This window comes from Streptococcus sp. 20925_1_22 (assembly GCF_041431685.1).
Lineage (GTDB): Bacteria > Bacillota > Bacilli > Lactobacillales > Streptococcaceae > Streptococcus.
The window spans coordinates 330,937-353,908 of record NZ_JAPVYE010000002.1; the positions used below are offsets into that span (position 1 = coordinate 330,937).

The window sequence follows — 22,972 nt, forward strand, 5'->3', positions numbered from 1 at the left end:
TAAATCCTTGACAACTATATCGGACTGCGATATAATTTTTGTATATCAAGGTTCGATATATCGAGGTGAAAGGGGGATGAAAAGATGAGTGGATTGACAGAAAAGCTTAGGAGAGTCTATGTGCCAATGACAGAGACAGGTTTTTATATCCTCTTCTGTCTTCAGAAAGAAAGGCATGGCTACAGTATTACTCAAAAAGTCAAGCAATTGACAGAAGGACAGCTATCTATCAGCCCGGGAACCATGTACGGGACCTTGGCAAAGATGGAAAAAGATGGTCTGATTGCCTTTGTTCGTGAGGAAGAAAAGAGAAAACTCTATTCTATCACGGAGCTTGGGAAGCAGATTTTAGAGTTGGAAATCCAGCGGATTGAGCGCCTTTACCGCAATAGTAAGGAGGAAGTTTGATGGAAAAGAAAATTGTCTATAAAATCTTTACCATTGCAGACTATGACAGAGAAGCAGCTTATTTTAAAAAAATGCATAGCCAAGGCTGGAAATTGAAAAAAGTAAGTTATTCTCCCTTTCTTGTTGCGGTTCGCTATACTTTTGAAGCCTGTCCGCCTCAGGAAGTGGCCTATCAATTAGATTTTCGCCCCATGAAGAAGGCGGAGCAAGAATCCTATTATCAACTGTTTGAGGATTGTGGCTGGGAGCATATTACAAACTTTAATCAGTTCTCTTATTTCCGCAAGCCGGTTTCTCAGCTTGATGCGGAGAGCGATCTTGAAATCTATAATGATGCTTGGTCTAAGCTAGAAATGGTCAAGCGTTTGCTTATATGGCGTTTTTTGCCAGCCATCATGGTTTTGTGTGTCACTACCTATCTCATCCTAGATATTTCCCAGAAAAGTTTGAAAGCAAGTCTATTATTCAAGTCAATTTTAGTAATAGACTGTGTTATATTGCTCATTCTGTTCTGTCAACTGGTCCATATTGCCTTGCGTTTTTGGAAAATGAGGCAGGAACTGAAAGATTGATTGCAGTTTTGTTAAATACTGTTGTGAAAGCGAGGAAAACAATGAAAAAGACCATTATTGAAGTGCAAGGCTTGAAAAAGAAGTTCAAGGAACAAGAAGCCTTAGCAGGAATCAATTTTTCCATCCGAGAGGGAGAGATTTTTGGCTTTCTAGGGCCTTCTGGATCTGGTAAAACCACGACCATCAATATCTTGACTGGACAGTTGTCTGCAGATGCTGGGACAGCTCATGTGCTGTCTGCACCGGTTGAGGATTTGAAGGCAGAAGTGCTGGAGCAGATTGGGATTGTCAGCGATGGCAGCGGTTTTTATGAAAAGATGTCACTTTATAAAAATCTCAAGGCTTATGCTATGCTCTTTGGTGTTAATATGACAGAAGTCGATGAACTTCTCCGAAAAGTGGGGCTTTATGATAGCCGCAACAAGGTAGCGGAAAAACTATCTACCGGTATGAAGCAGCGTATGTTACTGGTTCGTGCCTTGATTAATCGACCTAAACTGCTCTTTTTGGATGAGCCAACCAGTGGTTTGGACCCGTCAACCTCTCGCACCATTCATGAACTACTGCTGGAACTAAAAGCGCAGGGGACGACTATTTTTCTGACAACTCATGATATGCAGGAAGCTACTCTTTTGTGTGATCGCTTGGCCTTGCTAAGTAAAGGAAAATTAGTTGAAGTAGGCAGTCCACATGAGATAATCCAAAAGTATAATACAGATAAGAAGGTTCGTTTAGAATATGAAGATTTGACGACGAAGACGGTGGCCTTTGAGGAACTGCAAGGAGGCTTAGATTTGTCCGATGTTATCAGTATTCATTCCTGTGAACCAACTTTGGAAGATGTTTTTATCACTTTGACAGGAGGTACCTTAAATGTCTAATAAATTAAAAGGTATGATTTGGCTGAGAGGTCAAGTTACCCTGGCTAATAAAAGTATTCTATTGCAGGTTTTCATGCCGATTTTCCTCATTTTTCTCTATAAATTTATTTTTTCTCTGAATGGAGCGGAGCAGGAAATTGGAGCTGATAAACTAGCTACTTTATTACTGAATATCTCTTTGCCTTTCTCTCTAGCCATGTCAGTTGGAACCCCCATCATCATCATCCTAGCTGAGGAAAGAGAAAAACATAATTTGCAAAGTTTGCGTTTGGCTGGTGTGACAGCTGGTCAATATATTCTCTCCGCTTTAATCTGGCCAGCGATTATTGGAATTTTTTATATCGTCATTACCCCACTTTTGGTGGGAGCTAAGCTTTCTAATCATCTGTTCAGCTATAGTTTGGTTCTCTTGTTGACCATGCTGGTCTTAATTTTTTTCTTTTTAATGGTTGGTCTGTTTTGTAAAAATCAGGTCATGGCACAATCTCTTAGTGTTCCAGCCATGCTCTTGGCGGCATTTATTCCTATGTTTTCAAATATGAGCGAGGAGTTATTTAAAGTGCTGCGTTACAGCTTTATGGGCCTTTTTAGTAGTTATATGAAAGATTGGTCTCATTTCCATTTATGGAGCGGAGAATTTTTGGCTCTGCTAGTTTGGTTGCTTCTTTTTGCAGGAATTTCTTTCTATTTGATGCGCCATTTGCAAATCCTGGAGGATTAATCTAGGTCGCCAGACTGATTTTTAGCACTCTTGTAAAAAGAGTGCTAATTTTTTGAGTTTTTGTCTTGACTTTGGTGTGGAAGAGTGTATAATAGAATCATGAGTTAGCACTCGAGGTTGTTGAGTGCTAATCGACAGCAGAATCTTGATTGGAGGTGATGCCGTGGTCACGGAGCGTCAAAATGAGATTTTGAATTTGATTATTGATATCTTTACCAAGACTCACGAGCCAGTCGGCTCCAAAGCCCTGCAGGATTCCATCAATTCCAGCAGTGCCACTATCCGAAATGATATGGCGGCTTTGGAAAAGCAGGGGCTTCTGGAAAAGGCGCATACGTCTAGCGGCCGTAAGCCTAGTGTGGCTGGTTTTCAATACTTTGTCAAGCATTCTCTGTCCTTTGATCGTCTCGCTGAGAATGAACTCTATGAGGTTATCAAAGCCTTTGACCATGAGTTTTTCAACTTGGAGGACATTCTTCAACAGGCAGCGGATCTTTTGACCAAGCTCAGTGGATTCACGGTTGTTGCACTGGATGTAGAACCCAGTCGGCAGCGCTTGACAGCTTTTGATATCGTTGTGCTCAGTCAGCATACGGCTCTGGCAGTCTTCACCCTGGATGAGTCCAATACTATCACCAGTCAGTTTATGATTCCGCGCAACTTCCTAAAAGAAGACCTGGATAGGCTTAAAGGCCTGGTAAGGGAGCGGTTCTTGGGTCAGACAGTGCTGGACATCCATTACAAGATTCGGACGGAAATTCCGCAGATTATCCAACGCTATTTCACTACGACGGACAATGTCATCCAGCTCTTTGAGCATATCTTTGGTGATATTTTCAAGGAAAATGTGATTCTGTCTGGCAAGGTTCAGCTCTTGGAATTCTCAGACCTGACGGCCTATCAGTTTTTTGATGACCCACAGAAAGTAGCCTTTGAAATTCGCGACAGTTTGGCCGAAGATCAGATGCAAAGCGTGCGCGTGGCAGACAGTAGAGAAAGCTGTTTGGCTGATTTGACACTAATTTCCAGCAAATTCCTGATTCCTTATCGAGGATTTGGAGTGTTGGCAGTTGTCGGTCCGGTTAATCTTGACTACCAACGGCTCGTCAGTCAGATGAATGTTGTCAATCGCGTGCTGACCATGAAGCTGACCGACTTCTATCGCTATCTGAGCAGCAATCACTACGAAGTCCATTAAATATAGTATAAATATTCCTAAAAAGGAGGTGCCTTGTGGCAAAGTATAAACAAGAAGAACATCCAGAAGATGTGGAAGTAAAAGAGGAACCTGTGGAAACAGCTGAACAGGCTGAATCAGCAAGCCCTGAAAAATCAGAGTTAGAATTAGCTAATGAGCGAGCAGAAGATTTTGAAAACAAATATCTCCGTGCTCATGCAGAAATGCAGAACATCCAGCGCCGAGCAAATGAAGAACGCCAGCAGCTGCAAAGATACCGCAGCCAGGATCTGGCAAAAGCTATCTTGCCTTCGATAGATAATCTGGAGCGCGCGCTTGCCGTTGAAGGTCTGACAGATGATGTCAAAAAAGGACTGGAAATGGTCCAGGAAAGCTTGATTCATGCTCTCAAAGAAGAGGGTATCGAAGAAATCCCAGCTGACGGAGCTTTTGACCATAACTATCACATGGCCATTCAAACCGTTCCAGCTGACGATGAGCACCCAGCTGACACTATAGCGCAGGTCTTCCAAAAAGGCTACAAACTTCATGACCGTATCCTGCGCCCAGCAATGGTAGTGGTGTACAATTAGAGAGGGATAGGATAGATGGAACAAATAAATTTATTAATCCAATTGGTAAAGGAATATGGATTAGTAACAGTAATAGTGCTAGTAGCAGTAGTGTTACTATGGTTAGTGATTGTTTATCCAGTTTTACGACTTTTTTGGGGTTTCTTAAAAAATCTTTTTACAACTAGAAAACGAGCTTCAAAAAACAATTGGAATTATCAAAGTCAGAAAACAGTTTTTAAGTTTGAACGAACTGAGAAAAAAAGGCTGGAATATTTTGAAGGGCTTGAACAATGGGATGAAATCATTCTAAATGGCGGCAGTGTTTATGAAATTAATCATAAAACTTATCCAAATAGAACTTTAAAACAGAAAATTTTGGAGTGGGATAAAGTGGAGATTGTTATTACATTGACCCCTAAAAAATAAGAACTTGTCCGAAACGACAATAAACTATGAAAGAAGAAAACATTCGTTCAACTTTGTTTTTAATGAGCGAAGCGAACCAAAGAGCATAAAAATAAAATTAAAGTAAAAAGAGGTAAAAATATGTCTAAAATTATCGGTATTGACTTAGGTACAACGAACTCAGCAGTTGCAGTTCTTGAAGGAACTGAAAGCAAAATCATTGCAAACCCAGAAGGAAATCGCACAACACCATCTGTAGTGTCATTCAAAAATGGTGAAATCATCGTTGGTGATGCGGCAAAACGTCAAGCAGTGACAAATCCAGATACAATCATTTCCATCAAATCAAAAATGGGAACATCTGAAAAAGTAGCTGCCAATGGCAAAGAATACACTCCGCAAGAAATCTCAGCTATGATTCTGCAATACTTGAAAGGGTATGCAGAAGAATACCTTGGTGAAAAAGTCAGCAAAGCGGTTATCACAGTACCGGCTTACTTTAACGATGCGCAACGTCAAGCGACTAAAGATGCTGGTAAAATCGCTGGTCTTGAAGTAGAACGTATCGTTAACGAACCAACTGCAGCAGCCCTTGCTTACGGTCTTGACAAACAAGATAAAGAAGAAAAGATTTTGGTCTTTGACTTGGGTGGTGGTACCTTTGACGTTTCAATCCTTGAGTTGGGTGATGGCGTCTTTGATGTATTGGCGACTGCAGGTGATAACAAACTCGGTGGTGACGACTTTGACCAAAAGATTATCGACCATATGGTAGCTGAGTTCAAGAAAGAGAACGGCATTGACTTGTCAAATGACAAGATGGCGCTTCAACGTTTGAAAGATGCAGCTGAAAAGGCTAAGAAAGACCTTTCAGGTGTAACTTCAACTCAAATCAGCTTGCCGTTTATCACAGCTGGCGACGCTGGACCTCTACACTTGGAAATGACTCTGACTCGTGCTAAATTCGATGATTTGACTCGTGACTTGGTAGAGCGCACTAAAGAACCAGTTCGCCGTGCTCTTTCTGACGCAGGTTTGAGCTTGTCAGAAATCGACGAAGTAATCTTGGTTGGTGGTTCAACTCGTATTCCTGCAGTTGTGGAAGCTGTTAAGGCTGAAACTGGTAAAGAGCCAAACAAATCAGTGAACCCTGATGAAGTAGTTGCTATGGGTGCTGCTATCCAAGGTGGTGTCATCACTGGTGATGTCAAAGACGTTGTCCTTCTTGACGTAACACCATTGTCACTTGGTATCGAAACAATGGGTGGCGTCTTCACTAAGCTGATTGACCGCAACACAACAATTCCAACTTCTAAATCACAAGTCTTCTCTACAGCAGCGGACAACCAACCGGCCGTTGATATCCACGTTCTTCAAGGTGAACGTCCAATGGCAGCAGATAACAAGACTCTGGGACGTTTCCAATTGACAGATATCCCAGCTGCTCCTCGTGGAATCCCTCAAATCGAAGTAACCTTTGATATCGACAAGAACGGTATCGTATCTGTTAAAGCTAAAGACCTTGGAACTCAAAAAGAACAACACATTGTTATCCAATCTAACAGCGGCTTGACTGACGAAGAAATCGACCGCATGATGAAGGATGCAGAAGCGAATGCTGAAGCAGATAAGAAACGTAAGGAAGAAGTTGACCTTCGTAACGAAGTTGACCAAGCTATCTTTGCGACTGAAAAGACTATCAAGGAGACTGAAGGCAAAGGCTTCGACGCAGAACGTGACGCTGCCCAAGCTGCTCTTGATGAACTTAAGAAAGCGCAAGAAGACAATAACTTGGACGACATGAAAGCGAAATTGGAAGCTCTTAACGAAAAAGCTCAAGCACTGGCAGTGAAACTCTACGAGCAAGCTGCTGCGGCTCAACAAGCCCAAGCAGGAGCGGAAGGAGCTGAAAACGCAGGCTCAACTAAAGCAGACGACGATGTTGTAGACGGAGAGTTTACTGAGAAATAGGCGGTGAGACAGAACTAAAAATTGAAAGTTTTTAGTTCGTAGTCGAACCCCCGCGAGGATGATTAGGATTTTTGGGAGTCTGAAAGACGAACCTAAAATCCAATCAGCTACCGCATCAAAAATTTTTCGAAAAATATTGTTTTGAAAATTTCACGTCGTAATGATAGGAAGAAATCCAGAGGTTGCAACCCAGCCTCTGTTTTTCGCTAAACTAGAGGGTGACGCTTATGAAGAAAGTGCTCTGTTCAACCTACTGGAACACTGGATGAAGTAGTTATCGAAGACTATTCTTGTGTCATTTTGCCAGGAATGATAAATATTGCTCCTGCTTTGCATGATGAAAAATTGATTTCTTTCCTAAGAAGTTTGAAGCAGCAAGAAGTTTTAATTGCAGCTATTTCCTCAGCGCCCATTTTATTGGCGAAAGCAGGTTTATTGAAGGACACTAAATTTACTGGTGGGATTTGGCAAAACTTTTTTGACTATTTTGAATTTCTTCCGCGTGAAAATTTCAAAGCTCAAGCTGTTCTGCAAGATAAGAACATCATTACAGCTGTTGGCTTTGCCTATCAAGAGTTTGCAAGAAAAGTTCTTCTTAGTCTAGGTTTGGTAGATAATGCTGACAACTATTTTAAAGAACGGAATCAGTATTCGGAAGATGACTTGATATTCACTTTATCCGATGAAGAGTTTGCTGAAATGAAGCATGGATTTGAAAATACCCTCTGATCGATATTTTCTAAAATTTAAAGAAAGGAACATGGGTGTTCGCAACTGAACACGGGTTCCAAAAATTCTGACTCAATATAAAAGAAAGGAACTGAACCCGACCTAAATTCTCGGAAAAAAGAGAAATCTGTCTAGGAGCATCGCTCCGTCGCCTGATTTCCTATTTTTCAGTCGAATTTTACGGTCTTGGTATCTTATATGAACAATACAGAATATTATGACCGTCTAGGTGTCTCTAAGAATGCTTCTCAGGATGAGATCAAGAGAGCCTATCGGAAATTATCTAAAAAGTACCACCCCGATATTAATAAGGAAGCTGGGGCGGAGGACAAATATAAAGAAGTCCAAGAGGCTTATGAGACTCTGAGCGACGAGCAAAAGCGGGCGGCCTATGATCAATACGGCGCGGCGGGAGCTAATGGTGGCTTTGGCGGCGGTGCAGGCGGCTTCGGTGGCTTTGATGGCTCCGGCTTTGGCGGCTTTGAAGACATTTTCTCTAGCTTCTTTGGTGGCGGTGCTTCGCGTAATCCTAATGCTCCGCGCCAAGGGGACGATCTGCAGTATCGTGTGAATCTCCGCTTTGAAGAAGCCATTTTCGGGGCTGAGAAGGAAATCAAGTATAACCGCGAAGCGACTTGTCGTACCTGTGACGGGTCTGGTGCTAAGCCAGGAACTAGCCCTGTTACCTGTGGTCGCTGCCATGGATCAGGTGTTATCAACGTTGATACCCAGACACCGCTTGGCATGATGCGTCGCCAAGTAACCTGTGATGTCTGTCACGGCCGAGGAAAAGAAATCAAAAATCCTTGTGAAACCTGTCATGGAACGGGGCATGAAAAACAGGCTCACAGCGTCAAGGTGAAAATCCCTGCTGGTGTAGAAACTGGTCAGCAGGTCCGTCTGTCTGGTCAAGGTGAAGCAGGCTTTAATGGCGGCCCTTATGGTGATCTTTATGTTGTGGTCCAAGTTGAGCCGAGCGATAAGTTTGAGCGAGATGGCTCTACCATTTACTACAAGCTCAATCTCAACTTTGTCCAAGCAGCTCTTGGTGACAGTGTAGATATTCCAACTGTTCACGGGGATGTTGAGCTGAATATCCCAGAAGGAACACAGACTGGCAAGCGTTTCCGTCTGCGTGGTAAGGGAGCACCGAGTCTGCGTGGTGGAAGCATGGGTGACCAGTATGTTACTGTCAATGTTGTGACACCGACTGGCCTCAACGACCGTCAAAAAGCAGCCCTCAAAGAATTTGCGGAAGCTGGCAACATCTCGGTCAATCCTAAGAAAAAAGGTTTCTTCGACAAAATGAAAGATGCCTTGGAAGATTTGTAATCAGATAAAAAGGAGCAGCCTAAAGCTGTTCTTTTTGTGTTTTCTAGAAAGCTATTGGGCAAATGTAGTCAAGAACGAGATCCGCTCTAATCAGCCCTTTAATCAAAAGAAATTCACCATAAAAAGCGTAAAGAGATTTTCTCTATTTACTTTTACAAAAATTAATTGTTTTTTTAAGTAAAATCTATTGTAAAAATTTCCTAAAAGATATATGATAATACTATATGTATAAAACGCATCTTTTTAGCCTGCTGGGGAGTTGGCTAGGGAGATATTGGGAGATTAGCTTTATACATTTTAGGAAAAAGGGGATTTATAAAGTGAAACGTTTTGAAAAAGTGCAGGAGCGAATTCAGAAATATTCGATTCGCAAATTGTCTGTCGGTGTGGGCTCAGTTGCCATTGCAGCTCTGATTTTTGGGAGCTCTTTGTCCAGTTCGACTGTTGCTGCGGATGAAGTAGGAGGCGGTGCGACTGCTCATTATAGCTATGTCGAAGAGCAAGAGCTAACAGAGCAGGAAAAAGGGCTGATTAAGAAAGGTCTGCCTGAAAATCTGCAAACAGGGGAAAATTATTACCTGATTTATCGGAAGCAAGATGGGCAAGCTGTCTTGCCGAGTACAGGAAATAACGGTCAGCCGCTTCTCAGCTTATTTGCAGGAACGGCTATTTTGGCTGTCTTGGTATTCTCACGAAAGAAATCTGGCAAATTACTAGGAGTGCTTTTGCTAGGCAGCTTGGGACAGACTGTATTACAGTCTCCTCAAGCGTTTGCGCTAGAAAATCGGGAATTACTTTCCTATAACCGTCAAGTTGCGGTTTCGTCAGCAGTTTCTGAAGCGGATGTGACTATTGCAGGCTATAACTATATCGGTTACTTTACCGCTTCTGATTTGCGTACTTTGACAGAGACCAAGACAACTTCTCTGCCGGCTGGTCAAGAGGCTCAAGCGCAAGCAGAAGTGTCAGAAGCTGCAAAAGAGGATTCTGATTCTATTGATCGAGCTGCTCAGGCAGGGTTGCAGTATCAGCTGAATCCTGATGAAAGTGATTCTGGCCAGATAGGAAATCTTCCAACTCCAGCTCCAACTCCAAATCCTAGTCTAGCTCCTCAGCCGTCAAATCCACCTATAGAAACGGCAAAAGGGGAAAGTTTACAAGAGCCCGCCTTGCCAGAGTACAGCGGTGCTGTGAACGGTGAGTCGCTAGTTCAAGCGGAAACTCCAGTCTATACTGCCCCAGTTGGTACAGTTGGAGACACAGCCCCGGTTGAGCCAGCATTGCCAGAATATACAGGCGGCGTTAACGGCGAATCGCTAGTTCAAGCAGACAATCCAGTCTATGATGCTCCAGTAGCTACAGTTGATGATACAGCCCCAGTTGAGCCAGCCCTCCCAGAATACACAGGCGGCGTTAACGGTGAATCGGCAGTTCAAGCAGACAATCCAGTCTATGATGCTCCAGTAGCTACAGTTAGTGACGTGGCTCCGGTTGAGCCAGCATTGCCAGAATACACAGGTGGCGTTAATGGTGAGTCAACAGTTCAGCCAGAACAGCCTAGTCTGCATACAGACATCAAGCTAGAAACGATTGAACCTCAAGTTGTCAACAAGACAGATGATAGCAAGTATCTTGATGAGGAGACCACTGTCGATGGAACTCCAGGACAAAAAGAAATTGTTACCAGCTATGAAGTCTTGGGTGGTAATCGCATATCAGAGCCGCAAATAACTGAAAGAATCTTGCATGAAGCAGTTGATACAGTGGTCACTCGGGGTAGCAAGGCTCGCATCAATAAAGAAGAATTGAGCAAGCAGCTAGCTTTAGCAGCGGCTGTAGATCCAGGAGTTTACACCAATCAATCCTATCAGCAGCTGCAAGCAATTAAGAATATGGCTGCGACGGTTTATCAAACTTCGTCAAGTCAAGATGAAATAGATGCGGGTGTCAACCAACTTAAGCAAGCTTTGTCCGACTTATTGGCCCTTAAAGCAGCACCAACTCTGACTGTTTCAGCGGTTAAGAAGGATGAATTGCAGAAATCAGTTCAGATTCAATACCAGCTGACGGACAGGGATCAAGCCTTTACTAGTGCTCATGTTCGTCTGAAGAAGGATGGCCAGCTGATAGCAGAGCAGAACTTGGCGGCAGGCCAGTTGACTGCTAGCTTCAGTGGTTTGGACTACTATACACCATATAAGATTGAGACGACTCTGTCTTATGACTTAGGAAATGGCTCTGAAAGTCAGGAATTAGCTCAAGAGACAGTCCAGCTTGACCTGAAGAAGGTAGAACTCAAGTCCATCACTAATGTCGCTTTGATGAAGGTTGAAAATGGCCAGACAAAATTGATGCCTACTCTGGCTGAAAAGCCAGCAAATCTGGACCAATATTATCTGCACTTTACATCCGACCAGTTCAAGGACACTGTCCTACCAGTTACCTCTATTGAGGAAGTGGTCGTTGATAACCAGCCTGTCTTCAAGATTCAGGCTCAGCTGCCAGACTTGCTGCAAAGAAGCGCAACTGGTCTTCAAAACAGCTTTGATTTCTATCTGGAAAAGGCTAAGAAGCGTGAAGGAAATGTCTACTATGACTTCCAAGATCTTTTGGACGGTATCAAGGAAGATCCTTCTGGAACCTTTATTTTGGGCCGCAGTATCAGTGCCAAGCTGATTGACAAACCTGCCAACAGCAAATCTTACTTGCCAGGTGAGTTCAAAGGTCAGCTGATTGGCGGTCAAAATGGCGAGCGCCATGCGATTTTAGACTTGGCGCATCCTTTATTTGATACGATTACTGGCGGAACGGTCAAGGATATTGACTTTAAGCGGGTCAATATGGTTTATCCAGATTCGCAAGCGGGCGATACAATTGCGACAATTGCTGCCCGCTTGAAGAATAAAGGAGTAATCGAAAACGTCAATGTACAAGGATACTTGGAAGGAAGAGACCATATAGCCGGTCTGGTTAACAATATAGAAGGCCAATCTCGAGTTGAAAATGTCTCCTTTAAGGGTCAGATTAAGTCTAAAGGCGGAAATTCTGTAACAGCTGGTATCGCTGGAACCAACGCCATGTCCTTGGTGAAACGTGCCTACGTTGAAGCGGATATTTGGGTTAAGAGTGGCCAAAATGCAGGTATGCTGGTCGCTCAAAACTTCACTGACTATTCAGGTTCAGGCTGGGGTAACTGGGGCAGATTGATGCAATCAGTTGCCAAAGGTAAGTTAGAGGATGCAGGCTCAAGAAATTCAGCTGGTATCGCTGCTTCCATTTGGCCGTATGGAACCATCAATGACACTGTCAGCTATGCAACGGTAGTGAACGGTAAAGAGCTCTTTAGCTCAGATAATGAGATTACCGATGCTTGGATGGGACAAAAACTCCAAAACCTCTTTGGTGTTCAGGGACAAAGCTCTGGAACCAAGACAGGTAAAGATGCTAAGTTCCGTCGCTTGACAGAAGCAGAAGCTGAGCAAAAAGTCAAGAGCTATCAGATTACGGCTCTTGAGCAAACCAGCGCAAATGAAGTAACAACTGAGAAGCTAAATGCTGCTATCCTGAGAACAAGTACTTATCAAGATAAGCCAGGTTACAAGGCAGAAAATGAACAGCTTTATCAGAACCTCGAGCGCTTTATGCCTTTCTACAACCAAGAGTTCTTGATTCATGAGGCCAATAAGCTGGTGGATGCTGGTAAGGCGGGCGACCTGTTGACTAAGAAAGTTCTATCAGTTCAAGCCCTGAAAGGCAACCAATTTGTTACTGGCGGAACGGATGCAGATAAGATCTTAGTCCATTTTGCAGACGGAAGCAAGACCATCTTCAATCTTCAAAATCAAGCACGATTTGAACAGACGGCTCTGCCGGAATACCAGATTGCAGAGCTTGGTACAGTCTATACTCCAAACCACTCAACGGCTGTCAAAGAAGACTTGCTGACTCAGCTGACTGAGAGCTTAAAGAGTTTTGAACTGTACAGTGATGAAGTCTATCGTTCTGTTGGCCTGCCTAATGATAATGACAAGGTCAACAAAGTCAAGCGTCTCTTCCTAGATGAATCTCTGGCTGAAGTGAAAGCCAACTTGCAGGATATGCTTGGTAAGCTCCTGGCCAATGAATGGACAAGATTCCATGCTGATAATCCAGCAGCCAATGAAGCTCTGAAAGCTAAAATCGAAGAGAACAAGACGGCTATCATGCTCGGTCTGACCTACCTCAACCGTTATTACGATCTCAAATTTGGCGACTATAACCTTAAGGAGCTAGTACTCTTCAAACCAGATTTCTATGGTGAAAAAGTGTCATTGCTGGATCGCTTGATTAAGATTGGTCGTTCGACAGAAAATCAACTGAAAGGGGCAGACAATGTCAATATGTTTGCGCGTCAGTTGAAGGCTGAGTCCAAGTCTAGTGATTTGGTCGCTTACTTGGATTACAACCGTCGCCTGCTGACTGACTTTGAAGACATGGATTCTTGGTTCAAGGATGCAACACGAGGCTTTATTCAGTTTGAAGAACGCCAGTCCGAAGTCGAGGAGATTAAGTCTGCTAAGTATCGCGTCTTTGATAACCTCAACTCTGAATATTTCAGCAACTATATCCTCCCGCTTCTAACCTTGAAGAATACGCGCTTAGCCATTCTGTCAAACTATAGCACGATGGCCTTTGTCAACAGAGACAAGCGCCGGTCATGGTCTGATGAACGATTTAATGCGGGCATCAAGGAAGTAGCGACCCAGCATCGAAATCACGTAGACACTTGGTACAAGCTTCTCTCAGATGATATCAAGTCCAGAATGGTCAAGCAAAATGTAACGGCTGTATGGGATGGTTTTGATGTGGAAGGACGTGGCTGGATTGATGTCAACGGAAATGATAATAAGGGCAATCCTTATGCTCCATCCCGCGAGTTCTTCAACCTAGTTGGCGGAAGAGCTGGTGGCTGGTACAAGTCAAATGGCTACGGTGCCCATGCTGCTGGTTCAATCCGTGTGAACTTCGAGGCCTTTGACCTCTTGACGGAATACGGTGTGTCTGTCTTCACGCACGAGCTCACCCACGTCAACGATAGAGATATTTATCTGGGCGGACATGGCAGGCGACAAGGTATCGGACCAGAAGGTTATGCCCAAGGTCTGCTCCAATCACCAGTTCCTGGTCAGCCAGGCTGGGGTGCTCTGGGTCTCAATATGGCCTTTGATCGTCCAAATGATGGCAGTCTCATTTTCAATAGCTCGCCAAGTCTTTTCAAGAACCGAGCAGACATCGACCATTACATGAAGGGGTATAATGATACCCTCATGCTGCTGGATTATCTTGAGGGACAAGCCGTTGTTGCCAAAGGAAATGAAGCAGCAGCCAAATGGTTCAAGAAGGTTGAACCGAAAGTTGTGGATCCTCGAACCCAATACGATGTTGTGAGAGAGTTGACGGCAGAGGAAAAAGCAGCCATGTCAGTCTCGTCTGTAGAGGATTTGGTTGACCAAGGCTTGCTGTCTAACCGTGCGGTGGACAATCGAACCTATAATCCTGCTGACTATGACTCTAGTTACATTGCTATCGACTTTATGACGGGTATCTATGGTGGTGGTCAAAACAATACTGGGGCGCCAGGAGCCTTGATGTTCAAGCATAATACCTTCAGAATCTGGGGTTACTATGGCTATGAAAAAGGCTTTGTAAGCTATGCTTCCAATAAACACCGCAAGACAGCCAATGAGCAAGGTGTGACTGGTTTGAGCGATAACTTTATCATCAAGCAAATTTCTGAAGGTGAATTTGAAACCATTGAAGCCTTCAAGAAAGCTTACTTCAGAAAAGTTGTGGATAAAGCACAAACCTCAGGTATTAAGCCAGTGACAGTCAACGGAAAAGTCTATAGTACTTATGAAGAACTAAAAACTGGCTTTGCAGAAGCTGTTGACAAGGATCTGAAGAAGTCTCGTGTTGATGAACGCGCAACCAAGGACTTCAAGTATGCTGTATTTACGCAGTTGCTGAAGAACACCAACAGCTTTATGGATGAAAACTCCATTTGGGGTTCCTGAGTCAAAGTGTCAGATTTACGTTAGGTCTAGCTGCAAATAAGGACCGTTAGAAGATGTCATAAATACCCCATTTGAATTTACTCTGTTTGTGTCGTCACTGACAGTCTGATTCAGATGGGTTATTTTGTTGCATGATGGCAAGTCAAAGTGCAGATTATCCCTAATTCCTATACGGTATTTTCATAAAAATCTGTCCCCGGACAGTTCCTGCTTTTAGGGCTTGCTGGGGGCTTTTTTTCCTGCTAAAATAAACACATGACACGTTATAAAGCGATTATTTCCTATGATGGCTATGGCTTTGCTGGTTTTCAGCGACAGCCCCATGCCAGAAGCGTTCAGGAAGAGATTGAAAAGACCCTGACCCGTATCAATAAAGGCCAGCCTGTAGTGATTCATGGAGCGGGCCGAACCGACAGCGGCGTCCATGCTCTGGGCCAGGTGCTGCATTTTGATTTACCAGAAGAGCGGGATGAAGAGAAATTGCGTTTTGCTTTGGATACACAGACGCCGGAAGATATTGATTTTATCAGGGTGGAGCGGGTATCGGATGATTTTCATTCTCGATACAATAAGCATAGCAAAACCTATGAATTTTTGGTGGACATCGGCCGGCCTAAAAATCCTATGATGCGCCATTATGCTACGCATTATCCTTATCCTTTGGAGCTGAGTCTGATAGAAGAAGCGATTGCTCAGCTGGAGGGGACACATGATTTTACTGGCTTTACGGCTTCGGGAACCAGCGTGGAAGACAAGGTTCGGACCATTACCGAGGCAAAGGTCCGACATGATGCAGAGCGGAATTTTCTGGTCTTTACTTTTTCGGGCAATGGCTTTCTCTACAAGCAAATCCGCAATATGGTCGGGACCCTGTTCAAGATTGGCAATAAGCGCATGCCGGTGGAGCAGATTCAGAGGATTTTAGCGGAGAAAGATCGCCATCTGGCGGGCCCAACGGCTGGTCCAAACGGCCTCTATCTAAAGGAGATTCGTTATGAAGAATAAACTGATTCTAGCCCTTTCGGGCAATGATATTTTTAGCGGCGGCGGGCTCCATGCTGATCTGGCTACCTATACAGTCAATGGTCTGCATGGTTTTGTAGCTATGACTTGCTTGACCGCGATGACTGACAAGGGATTTGAGGTTCTTCCAGTTGAGGAAGAGGTTTTTGCCCAGCAGTTAGCCAGTCTCAAGGATGTTCCTTTTTCTGCTATTAAGATAGGACTTTTGCCCAATCTGCAAATAGCAGAGCAGACTTTGGCTTTTGTCAAGCAGCATGGGGATATACCAGTAGTGCTGGATCCTGTTCTGGTCTGCAAGGAAAATCATGACTTGGAAGTCAGTGCGCTGAGAGAAGAAATCATCAAGTTTTTCCCTTATGTCAGCATCATCACGCCTAATCTGGCAGAAGCTCAGCTATTAACCCAAAAAGAAATCAAAAGTCTGGAAGATATGCAGGCTGTAGCCAAGGAGCTCTGTGATTTGGGAGCCAAGCATGTGGTGATTAAGGGCGGCAATCGCTTGAGCAAGGAGCGGGCGGTGGATGTTTACTATGACGGTCAAGATTTTGAGATCATGGAATCGCCAGTGCTGGCTAGCAACAATACCGGAGCGGGCTGCACATTTGCTTCCAGCATTGCCAGTCAGCTGCTTCTAGGCAAGTCTCCGCTTGCAGCAGTTCAATTGTCTAAAGATTTTGTTTACCGAGCGATTCAGCGCTCAGATCAATATGGGGTAGTTCAGTATGAGAAATAATCAAGTTAAAAAATTAGTTATCTTAGCTTTCATCACAGCTTTATCTGTGGTTTTGGGGAATTTTTTAAAAATCCCAACTCCTACAGGATTTTTGACGCTGCTGGATGCAGGGGTTTATTTTACAGCCTTCTACTTTGGTCGCAAGGAAGCGGCTATTGTCGGAGGTCTCTCAGGCTTTTTGATTGATATGATTGCCGGCTATCCCCAGTGGATGATTTTCAGCCTGATTTGCCACGGACTTCAGGGGTTCTTTGCTGGCTTTGAGGGCAAGAAACGCTACCTTGGGCTGGTCTTGGCCACAGTGGCTATGGTCGGTGGCTATGCCCTCTTTGGTAGTATCATGAATGGTGTCGGGGCTGCCCTAGCCGAAATCTCAAGTAATTTTATGCAGAATGCATTTGGTTTAGCAGTCGGTTTTGCTCTTTACAAAGCTTTCCCGGAGAGTTTGAAAAAGGCAGTCACAGTGAAATAAACGAGGTGAGACATGGACTTAGCTAAGATTGGAGCGGGAACTCGTCAGATTGTTCTAGATGTTTTGGACAAGGCTGCCTTGGTCGAGGGAGATATTTTTGTTCTGGGCCTATCCTCTAGTGAGGTTGTCGGAGGCCATATCGGTCAGAATTCCAGTCTGGAAGTCGGACAGGTCATTGTCAAAACCATACTGGATATCTTAGAAGAGAAGGGTATCTTTCTAGCAGTTCAGGGATGTGAGCATCTCAATCGCGCCCTCGTAGTTGAAAGAGCCTTGGCGAACAAGAAGGATTTGGAGATAGTCAATGTTCTGCCTACTCTTCATGCTGGAGGCAGTGGTCAGCTAGCGGCTTTCCAATACATGAAAGATCCTGTTGAGGTAGAGTTTATTGTCGCTCAGGCGGGGCTGGATATTGGCGATACTGCTATCGGCATGCATGTCAAGCATGTGCAGATTCCTATCCGACCGATTCTCAAGCAGTTGGGAGCTGCCCATGTCACGGCTTTAGCCAGCCGTCCCAAGCTGATTGGCGGCGCCAGAGCGGCCTATATAGAGGATAAAATCAGGAAGGGATAAAAGGAAAAATAATTTTGAAAAAAACTCTAATTATGCTATAATGGGTTGTATTCAATAAATTTTAAGGAGAAATGACAGAATGTCTGTATCATTTGAAAACAAAGAAACAAATCGCGGTCTTTTGACTTTTAGCATCAGTCAAGAGAAAATCAAGCCTGCCTTGGACCGTGTATTTAACTCAGTAAAAAAAGATATTGCTGTACCAGGTTTCCGTAAAGGTCGCCTTCCACGTGCTATCTTCAACCAACGTTTTGGTGAAGAAGCCCTCTACCAAGATGCTTTGAACGCTCTTCTTCCAGAAGCATACGAAGCTGCTGTTAAAGAAGCAGGTATCGAAGTAGTTGCTCAGCCTCAGTTTGATGTAGAATCTATGGAAAAAGGTCAAGACTGGGTCATCAAAGCTGAAGTAGTCACTAAGCCAGAAGTTAAGCTGGGTGCTTACAAAGACTTGGAAGTAACTGTTGAAGCTACTAAAGAAGTGACTGACGCTGAAGTAGATGAGCGCATTGAGCGTGAGCGCAACAACTTGGCTGAGTTGGTTCTCAAAGAAGGTCCAGCAGCAGATGGTGATACAGTTGTGATTGACTTTGTTGGATCTGTTGACGGCGTTGAATTTGACGGCGGTAAAGGTGACAACTTCTCACTTGGACTGGGCAGCGGTCAATTCATCCCAGGATTTGAAGAGCAGTTGGTTGGCCACAGTGCAGGTGAAACAGTGGATGTTGTCGTAACCTTCCCAGAAGACTATCAAGCAGAAGACTTGGCAGGTAAGGAAGCTAAGTTTGTGACAACTATTCACGAAGTTAAAGAAAAAGAAGTTCCAGCATTGGACGATGAACTTGCAAAAGATATCGACGAAGAAGTGGAAACACTTGACGAGCTGAAAGAAAAGTACCGCAAAGAATTGTCAGAAGCTAAGGAAACAGCTTATAACGATGCGGTAGAAGCAGCAGCGATTGATCAAGCAGTAGCAAACGCTGAAATCGTTGACTTGCCAGCAGAAATGGTCCACGAAGAAGTACACCGCGCTGTTAATGAATTCTTGGGCAATATGCAACGCCAAGGAATCTCACCTGACATGTACTTCCAAATCACTGGTACTAGTCAGGAGGACCTGCACAAGCAATACGAAGCAGATGCTGAGTCACGCACTAAAACAAACCTTGTCGTAGAAGCTGTTGCTAAGGCAGAAGGTTTTGAAGCTAGCGCAGAAGAAATCGAAGCAGAAGTAACATCATTGGCTACAGACTACAACATGGAAGTAGAACGTGTTCGTCAATTGCTGTCAGAAGACATGCTGAAACATGACATTGCTATCAAGAAAGCTGTTGAAGTGATTACAAGCACTGCGAAAGTGAAATAAGCTTCATCATTCAAAATGAAATCATTTGAAACTAGTGTACTGATGCACTAGTTTCTTTTTGTACTTGTTCCGTGATTTTTCCTGGATTTTCTTTTGACGAAAATAGAAATTTATCGTACAATAGAAAGTAGCGAAAAATTGCAAGAGGGCGACAAGCCTTTACTTAATCTTAAAGGAGATCAACTTTGGAATTAGAAGTATTTGCTGGACAGGAAAAAAGTGAGCTTTCTATGATTGAAGTGGCGCGTGCCATTTTGGAAGCCCGCGGCCGCGATCATGAGATGTATTTTAATGATCTGGTCAATGAAATTCAAAACTATCTGGAAAAATCAAACAGCGAGATTCGTGATGCTCTGCCTTTATTCTACACAGAACTCAATGTAGACGGCAGCTTTATTCCGCTGGGGGATAATAAATGGGGCCTGCGTTCATGGTATGCCATTGACGAAGTGGATGAAGAAATCATCGCCTTGGAAGAGACTGATGAGGACGATGCACCTAAGAAACGCAAGAAGAAACGCGTTAATGCCTTTATGGATGGCGATGAGGATGCCATTGACTACAGCGATGACGATCCAGAAGATGAGGACGGCTACGAAGCTGATCCTGCTCTCTCATACGATGAGGAAAATCCAGACGATGAGAAGAACGAAGTGGAAGCTTATGATGCTGAAATCAACGAAATCGCTCCAGATGATCTAGGTGAAGAAGTCGAACTCAACGAAGAAGATGACGACTACTCTGACGAAGACACGGAGACCGAAGAGGAAGAATAAATCAACCAAAAGAAACAAGGGACGAAATCCTTTGTTTCTTTTAATATTCCTTGAAATATAAGTTCGGAAGGTGTAGAATACTAATAAAATTTAATAAAGAAAAGATGGAGGTATGCTGCTATGAAATTTGTCATTGATAAGAGTCTGGGTGAACTAGGCATAAAAAGTGTCGTTATCGGGATTGCCAAGAATGTCAATCCTCATGCAGAACTGTCTTCCTCATTTCTAAAAAAGAAAAAGGAAATGGAAGACTGGGCTTTAGCCTGCGACTTGGATGAGGTGCTTGAGTCGCCGGTGGTTCAAGGTTATATAGAGATACTGCAGCGCGTAGGTCGCAGTGTCAAGAAAAATCCTCCGACGGTTCCTGCTCTGATTCGCAATATCCAGCACCGAGGCTCGCTCCCTCATATTAATAGCATTATTGATATTTATAATGTCGAAGCCCTGCATTCCCTACTGGCTATTGGTGGGCATGATTTTGATAAGATTGAAGGTCAGATAGCATTCACTGTAAGCCAAAAGGAAGATGTTTTTCTGCCTATTTTGTCCAAGGAGAAGCATGTTGCTGAGACGGACTATGTCTATCGGGATGCCAAAGGCATTTTGGCTTGGCTGGATGTCCGTGACAGCGAGTATTATAAGTTTGATGAGGAGACCAAGGATGCCATTTTCATCATTCAGGGGAATGCCAATACCTCTGTCGAAATGCGTCTGGAAGCCTTGGAACGAATCCGACACGATTTAGCAGAGTGCATGCCCGATGTAGAATTTGAAACACATGTCATTAGTATTGGTGAAAATGGATGAAAACTGACTGAAATCATTTGACAATTTTTTAGATTTGCGATATCATACTGTTCGGGCACCTCTTTTAGAGGTCAGAGCTTCCTGTTTTCAGGGAGCTATTTTTCTTTTTCAGACAGATTTTGGAAAATCCTCCTCTAGATAAGTTTACAGCAACGACGTGGTTGCTGGAATGAATTGTTTTATGAAAAGGAGCACGTATGTCAACTAAATATATTTTTGTCACTGGCGGTGTAGTTTCTTCTATCGGAAAAGGGATTGTGGCAGCTAGCTTGGGACGGCTTTTGAAGAATCGAGGTCTCAAGGTTACGATTCAGAAATTTGACCCCTATATCAACATTGATCCCGGGACCATGAGCCCTTACCAGCATGGGGAAGTGTTTGTCACAGATGATGGAGCCGAGACGGATCTGGATCTGGGGCATTATGAGCGTTTTATTGACATCAATCTCAATAAATACTCCAATGTCACCACTGGTAAAATCTATAGCGAAGTCCTGCGCAAGGAGCGTAAAGGCGAGTATCTGGGGGCGACGGTCCAAGTCATTCCGCATATTACGGATGCTCTCAAGGACAAGATCAAGCGGGCTGCACGGACGACGGACTCGGATGTGATTATCACCGAGGTCGGAGGTACAGTGGGGGATATCGAGTCTTTTCCTTTCTTAGAAGCTTTGCGCCAGATGAAGGCTGACGTCGGTGCAGACAATGTCATGTATATCCATACGACTCTCCTGCCCTATCTCAAGGCAGCCGGTGAAATGAAGACCAAGCCGACTCAGCATTCTGTCAAAGAACTGCGAGGTCTGGGGATTCAGCCTAATATGCTGGTCATCCGCACAGAAGAGTCAGCTGGGCAAAATATCAAAAATAAGCTGGCTCAATTCTGTGATGTGGCGCCGGAGGCGGTCATTGAGTCACCGGATGTAGAGCATCTCTATCAAATTCCTCTTAATTTGCAGGCGCAAAAGATGGACCAAATCGTCTGTGACCATCTGAAGCTGGATGTGCCGGATGCGGATATGACAGAGTGGTCAGCTATGGTTGAGAAAGTGATGAGTCTGAAAAAGCAGGTTCAGATTGCTCTGGTCGGCAAGTATGTCGAGTTGCCAGATGCCTATATTTCAGTTGTTGAAGCGCTCAAGCATGCCGGCTATGCCAATAATGCGGAGGTTAAGATTAACTGGATTGACGCGAATCAGGTAACGGCCGAAAATGCAGCAGAGTTTTTTGGAAATGCGGATGGGGTTATCGTTCCGGGCGGCTTTGGGCAGAGAGGAACTGAGGGTAAGATTCAGGCAATCCGCTATGCGCGTGAGCAGGATGTGCCTATGCTGGGCATTTGTTTGGGTATGCAGCTAACCTGTGTCGAATTCGCCCGTCATGTCCTAGGGCTAGCAGATGCCAACTCAGCGGAGCTCAATCCAGACACACCATTTCCGATCATTGACCTCATGCGTGATCAGATTGATGTTGAAGACTTGGGTGGAACGCTGAGGTTAGGGCTCTATCCTTCTAAGCTTAAGCCTGGCTCTAAGGCAGCAGCGGCTTACGACCATCAAGAAGTCGTGCAGCGCCGTCACCGTCATCGCTATGAGTTCAACAATGCTTTCCGCGAGCAGTTTGAGGCGGCTGGATTTATATTTTCTGGAGTTTCACCAGACAATCGCTTGGTCGAAATAGTGGAAATCCCAGAAAACAAATTCTTCGTAGCCTGTCAGTATCACCCAGAGCTTTCTAGCCGACCGAACCGACCTGAAGGTCTTTATACGGCATTTGTCACAGCAGCGGTAGAAAAGAGCCAGGAGAGATAGACTTGCTTTTTCTAGGATAAGCGATTTTTCTAGAGAAATGTTATAATGAAAAATAAAAGGAGGGAAGAAGATGTTTCTAAACATTTTAGCTAGTATTCGTACTAATAATTTTCAAGATGAGCATTGTATAGAAAAAATCCAAAAGCTCTGGAAAGAGCAGGAGCCAGCAGTGGCTGAGGCTTTTGCTGAGGGGGAGCCGGTTTATGCCGTCTATCATGACTATGCTAGTGATTACAAAGGAGACTACAGTCTCTCTATCTGCCGTTTGACAGATGGGGAAGTCTATGATTTTGACACATCCGAGCAGACCTATCAAGTATTTGAAGCGGATAAGGAAGATCCTCAAGCGATTCTTCATGCTTGGCAGAGGATTTGGCAGGCAGAAGAAACAGGTGAGCTTCATCGGGACTACACTATTGACTTTGAAAAATACGATCCCGACCAAACGGTGGCTGTCTTTGTTGCGACTCAGCAGCACTGAGTTTTCTGTGTTCCTGTCTTAGCTTCATTTTCGTTTAGATTTTCTAGATTTGTTGATTGAGTAGAAAGTTGATTTTTTGAAATAAAGTCAAAAATTTTCTTGACAA

At 44.0% G+C, this 22,972-nt stretch carries 19 protein-coding genes and 1 pseudogene; all 20 read left to right on the top strand.

All coding sequences use genetic code 11. The annotated features are described in order from the left end of the window. The first annotated feature begins 84 nt into the window (after window positions 1-84). The 20 genes and pseudogenes from O3621_RS04135 (at window position 85) to O3621_RS04230 (ending at window position 22,866) form a co-directional block, all read left to right on the top strand. Window positions 85-408, top strand: a complete 324-nt coding sequence (locus O3621_RS04135; RefSeq protein WP_125409124.1) for a PadR family transcriptional regulator — start codon at window positions 85-87, stop codon at window positions 406-408. Then, entirely contained in the window at window positions 408-980 is a 573-nt protein-coding gene (locus O3621_RS04140; RefSeq protein WP_314448550.1) for a DUF2812 domain-containing protein, read from the top strand. Before O3621_RS04135 ends, O3621_RS04140 begins: the two co-directional genes overlap by 1 nt. Before the next feature lie 41 nt (window positions 981-1,021). Beyond that, entirely contained in the window at window positions 1,022-1,861 is an 840-nt protein-coding gene (locus tag O3621_RS04145; RefSeq protein WP_314448548.1) for an ABC transporter ATP-binding protein, read from the top strand. Continuing rightward, window positions 1,854-2,582 carry an ABC transporter permease gene (locus O3621_RS04150; protein ID WP_314448546.1) on the top strand — a complete coding sequence of 243 codons (729 nt, stop codon included), beginning with the start codon at window positions 1,854-1,856 and terminating at the stop codon, window positions 2,580-2,582. Before O3621_RS04145 ends, O3621_RS04150 begins: the two co-directional genes overlap by 8 nt. Window positions 2,583-2,745: 163 nt before the next feature. Continuing rightward, window positions 2,746-3,780 (top strand): heat-inducible transcriptional repressor HrcA, encoded by a 1,035-nt coding sequence (hrcA, locus tag O3621_RS04155; protein ID WP_032912382.1) that lies wholly within the window; start codon window positions 2,746-2,748, stop codon window positions 3,778-3,780. Between the two features lie 35 nt (window positions 3,781-3,815). Continuing rightward, window positions 3,816-4,352, top strand: a complete 537-nt coding sequence (grpE, locus tag O3621_RS04160) for a nucleotide exchange factor GrpE (protein ID WP_314448542.1) — start codon at window positions 3,816-3,818, stop codon at window positions 4,350-4,352. Window positions 4,353-4,367: 15 nt separating this feature from the next. Continuing rightward, window positions 4,368-4,760 (top strand): hypothetical protein, encoded by a 393-nt coding sequence (locus O3621_RS04165; RefSeq protein WP_049553368.1) that lies wholly within the window; start codon window positions 4,368-4,370, stop codon window positions 4,758-4,760. Between the two features lie 120 nt (window positions 4,761-4,880). Then, window positions 4,881-6,710 carry a molecular chaperone DnaK gene (gene dnaK, locus O3621_RS04170; RefSeq protein ID WP_002905346.1) on the top strand — a complete coding sequence of 610 codons (1,830 nt, stop codon included), beginning with the start codon at window positions 4,881-4,883 and terminating at the stop codon, window positions 6,708-6,710. Between the two features lie 246 nt (window positions 6,711-6,956). After that, a pseudogene (locus O3621_RS04175) lies at window positions 6,957-7,439 on the top strand (DJ-1/PfpI family protein); the annotation flags it as partial. A gap of 198 nt (window positions 7,440-7,637) precedes the next feature. Next, window positions 7,638-8,771, top strand: coding sequence for a molecular chaperone DnaJ (gene dnaJ, locus O3621_RS04180; RefSeq protein ID WP_002925971.1), 1,134 nt, complete (start codon window positions 7,638-7,640; stop codon window positions 8,769-8,771). Between the two features lie 320 nt (window positions 8,772-9,091). Then, a complete protein-coding gene (locus O3621_RS04185) occupies window positions 9,092-14,824 on the top strand; it encodes a ZmpA/ZmpB/ZmpC family metallo-endopeptidase (protein WP_314448534.1) in 5,733 nt (1,910 codons plus the stop codon). A 255-nt stretch (window positions 14,825-15,079) separates the two neighbouring features. Then, a complete protein-coding gene (gene truA, locus O3621_RS04190) occupies window positions 15,080-15,829 on the top strand; it encodes a tRNA pseudouridine(38-40) synthase TruA (RefSeq protein ID WP_004185426.1) in 750 nt (249 codons plus the stop codon). Then, entirely contained in the window at window positions 15,819-16,580 is a 762-nt protein-coding gene (locus O3621_RS04195; protein ID WP_314448532.1) for a bifunctional hydroxymethylpyrimidine kinase/phosphomethylpyrimidine kinase, read from the top strand. The genes truA and O3621_RS04195 overlap by 11 nt, the downstream gene beginning before the upstream one ends. Next, entirely contained in the window at window positions 16,570-17,052 is a 483-nt protein-coding gene (locus tag O3621_RS04200) for an ECF transporter S component (RefSeq protein WP_314448529.1), read from the top strand. Before O3621_RS04195 ends, O3621_RS04200 begins: the two co-directional genes overlap by 11 nt. Window positions 17,053-17,064: 12 nt before the next feature. Beyond that, the gene (locus O3621_RS04205; RefSeq protein WP_314448526.1) at window positions 17,065-17,628 is read left to right on the top strand and encodes a TIGR01440 family protein; all 564 of its coding nucleotides are present in this window, start codon (window positions 17,065-17,067) and stop codon (window positions 17,626-17,628) included. Window positions 17,629-17,707: 79 nt separating this feature from the next. Next, window positions 17,708-18,991, top strand: coding sequence for a trigger factor (tig, locus tag O3621_RS04210; protein WP_002927751.1), 1,284 nt, complete (start codon window positions 17,708-17,710; stop codon window positions 18,989-18,991). Window positions 18,992-19,176: 185 nt separating this feature from the next. Then, window positions 19,177-19,767, top strand: coding sequence for a DNA-directed RNA polymerase subunit delta (gene rpoE, locus O3621_RS04215; protein WP_002898937.1), 591 nt, complete (start codon window positions 19,177-19,179; stop codon window positions 19,765-19,767). Between the two features lie 120 nt (window positions 19,768-19,887). After that, window positions 19,888-20,574, top strand: a complete 687-nt coding sequence (locus tag O3621_RS04220) for a phenylalanine--tRNA ligase beta subunit-related protein (RefSeq protein ID WP_314448522.1) — start codon at window positions 19,888-19,890, stop codon at window positions 20,572-20,574. A gap of 197 nt (window positions 20,575-20,771) precedes the next feature. Then, the gene (locus O3621_RS04225) at window positions 20,772-22,385 is read left to right on the top strand and encodes a CTP synthase (protein WP_314448520.1); all 1,614 of its coding nucleotides are present in this window, start codon (window positions 20,772-20,774) and stop codon (window positions 22,383-22,385) included. 70 nt (window positions 22,386-22,455) lie between these two features. Then, window positions 22,456-22,866 carry an effector binding domain-containing protein gene (locus O3621_RS04230; protein ID WP_314448519.1) on the top strand — a complete coding sequence of 137 codons (411 nt, stop codon included), beginning with the start codon at window positions 22,456-22,458 and terminating at the stop codon, window positions 22,864-22,866. Window positions 22,867-22,972: the final 106 nt, after the last annotated feature.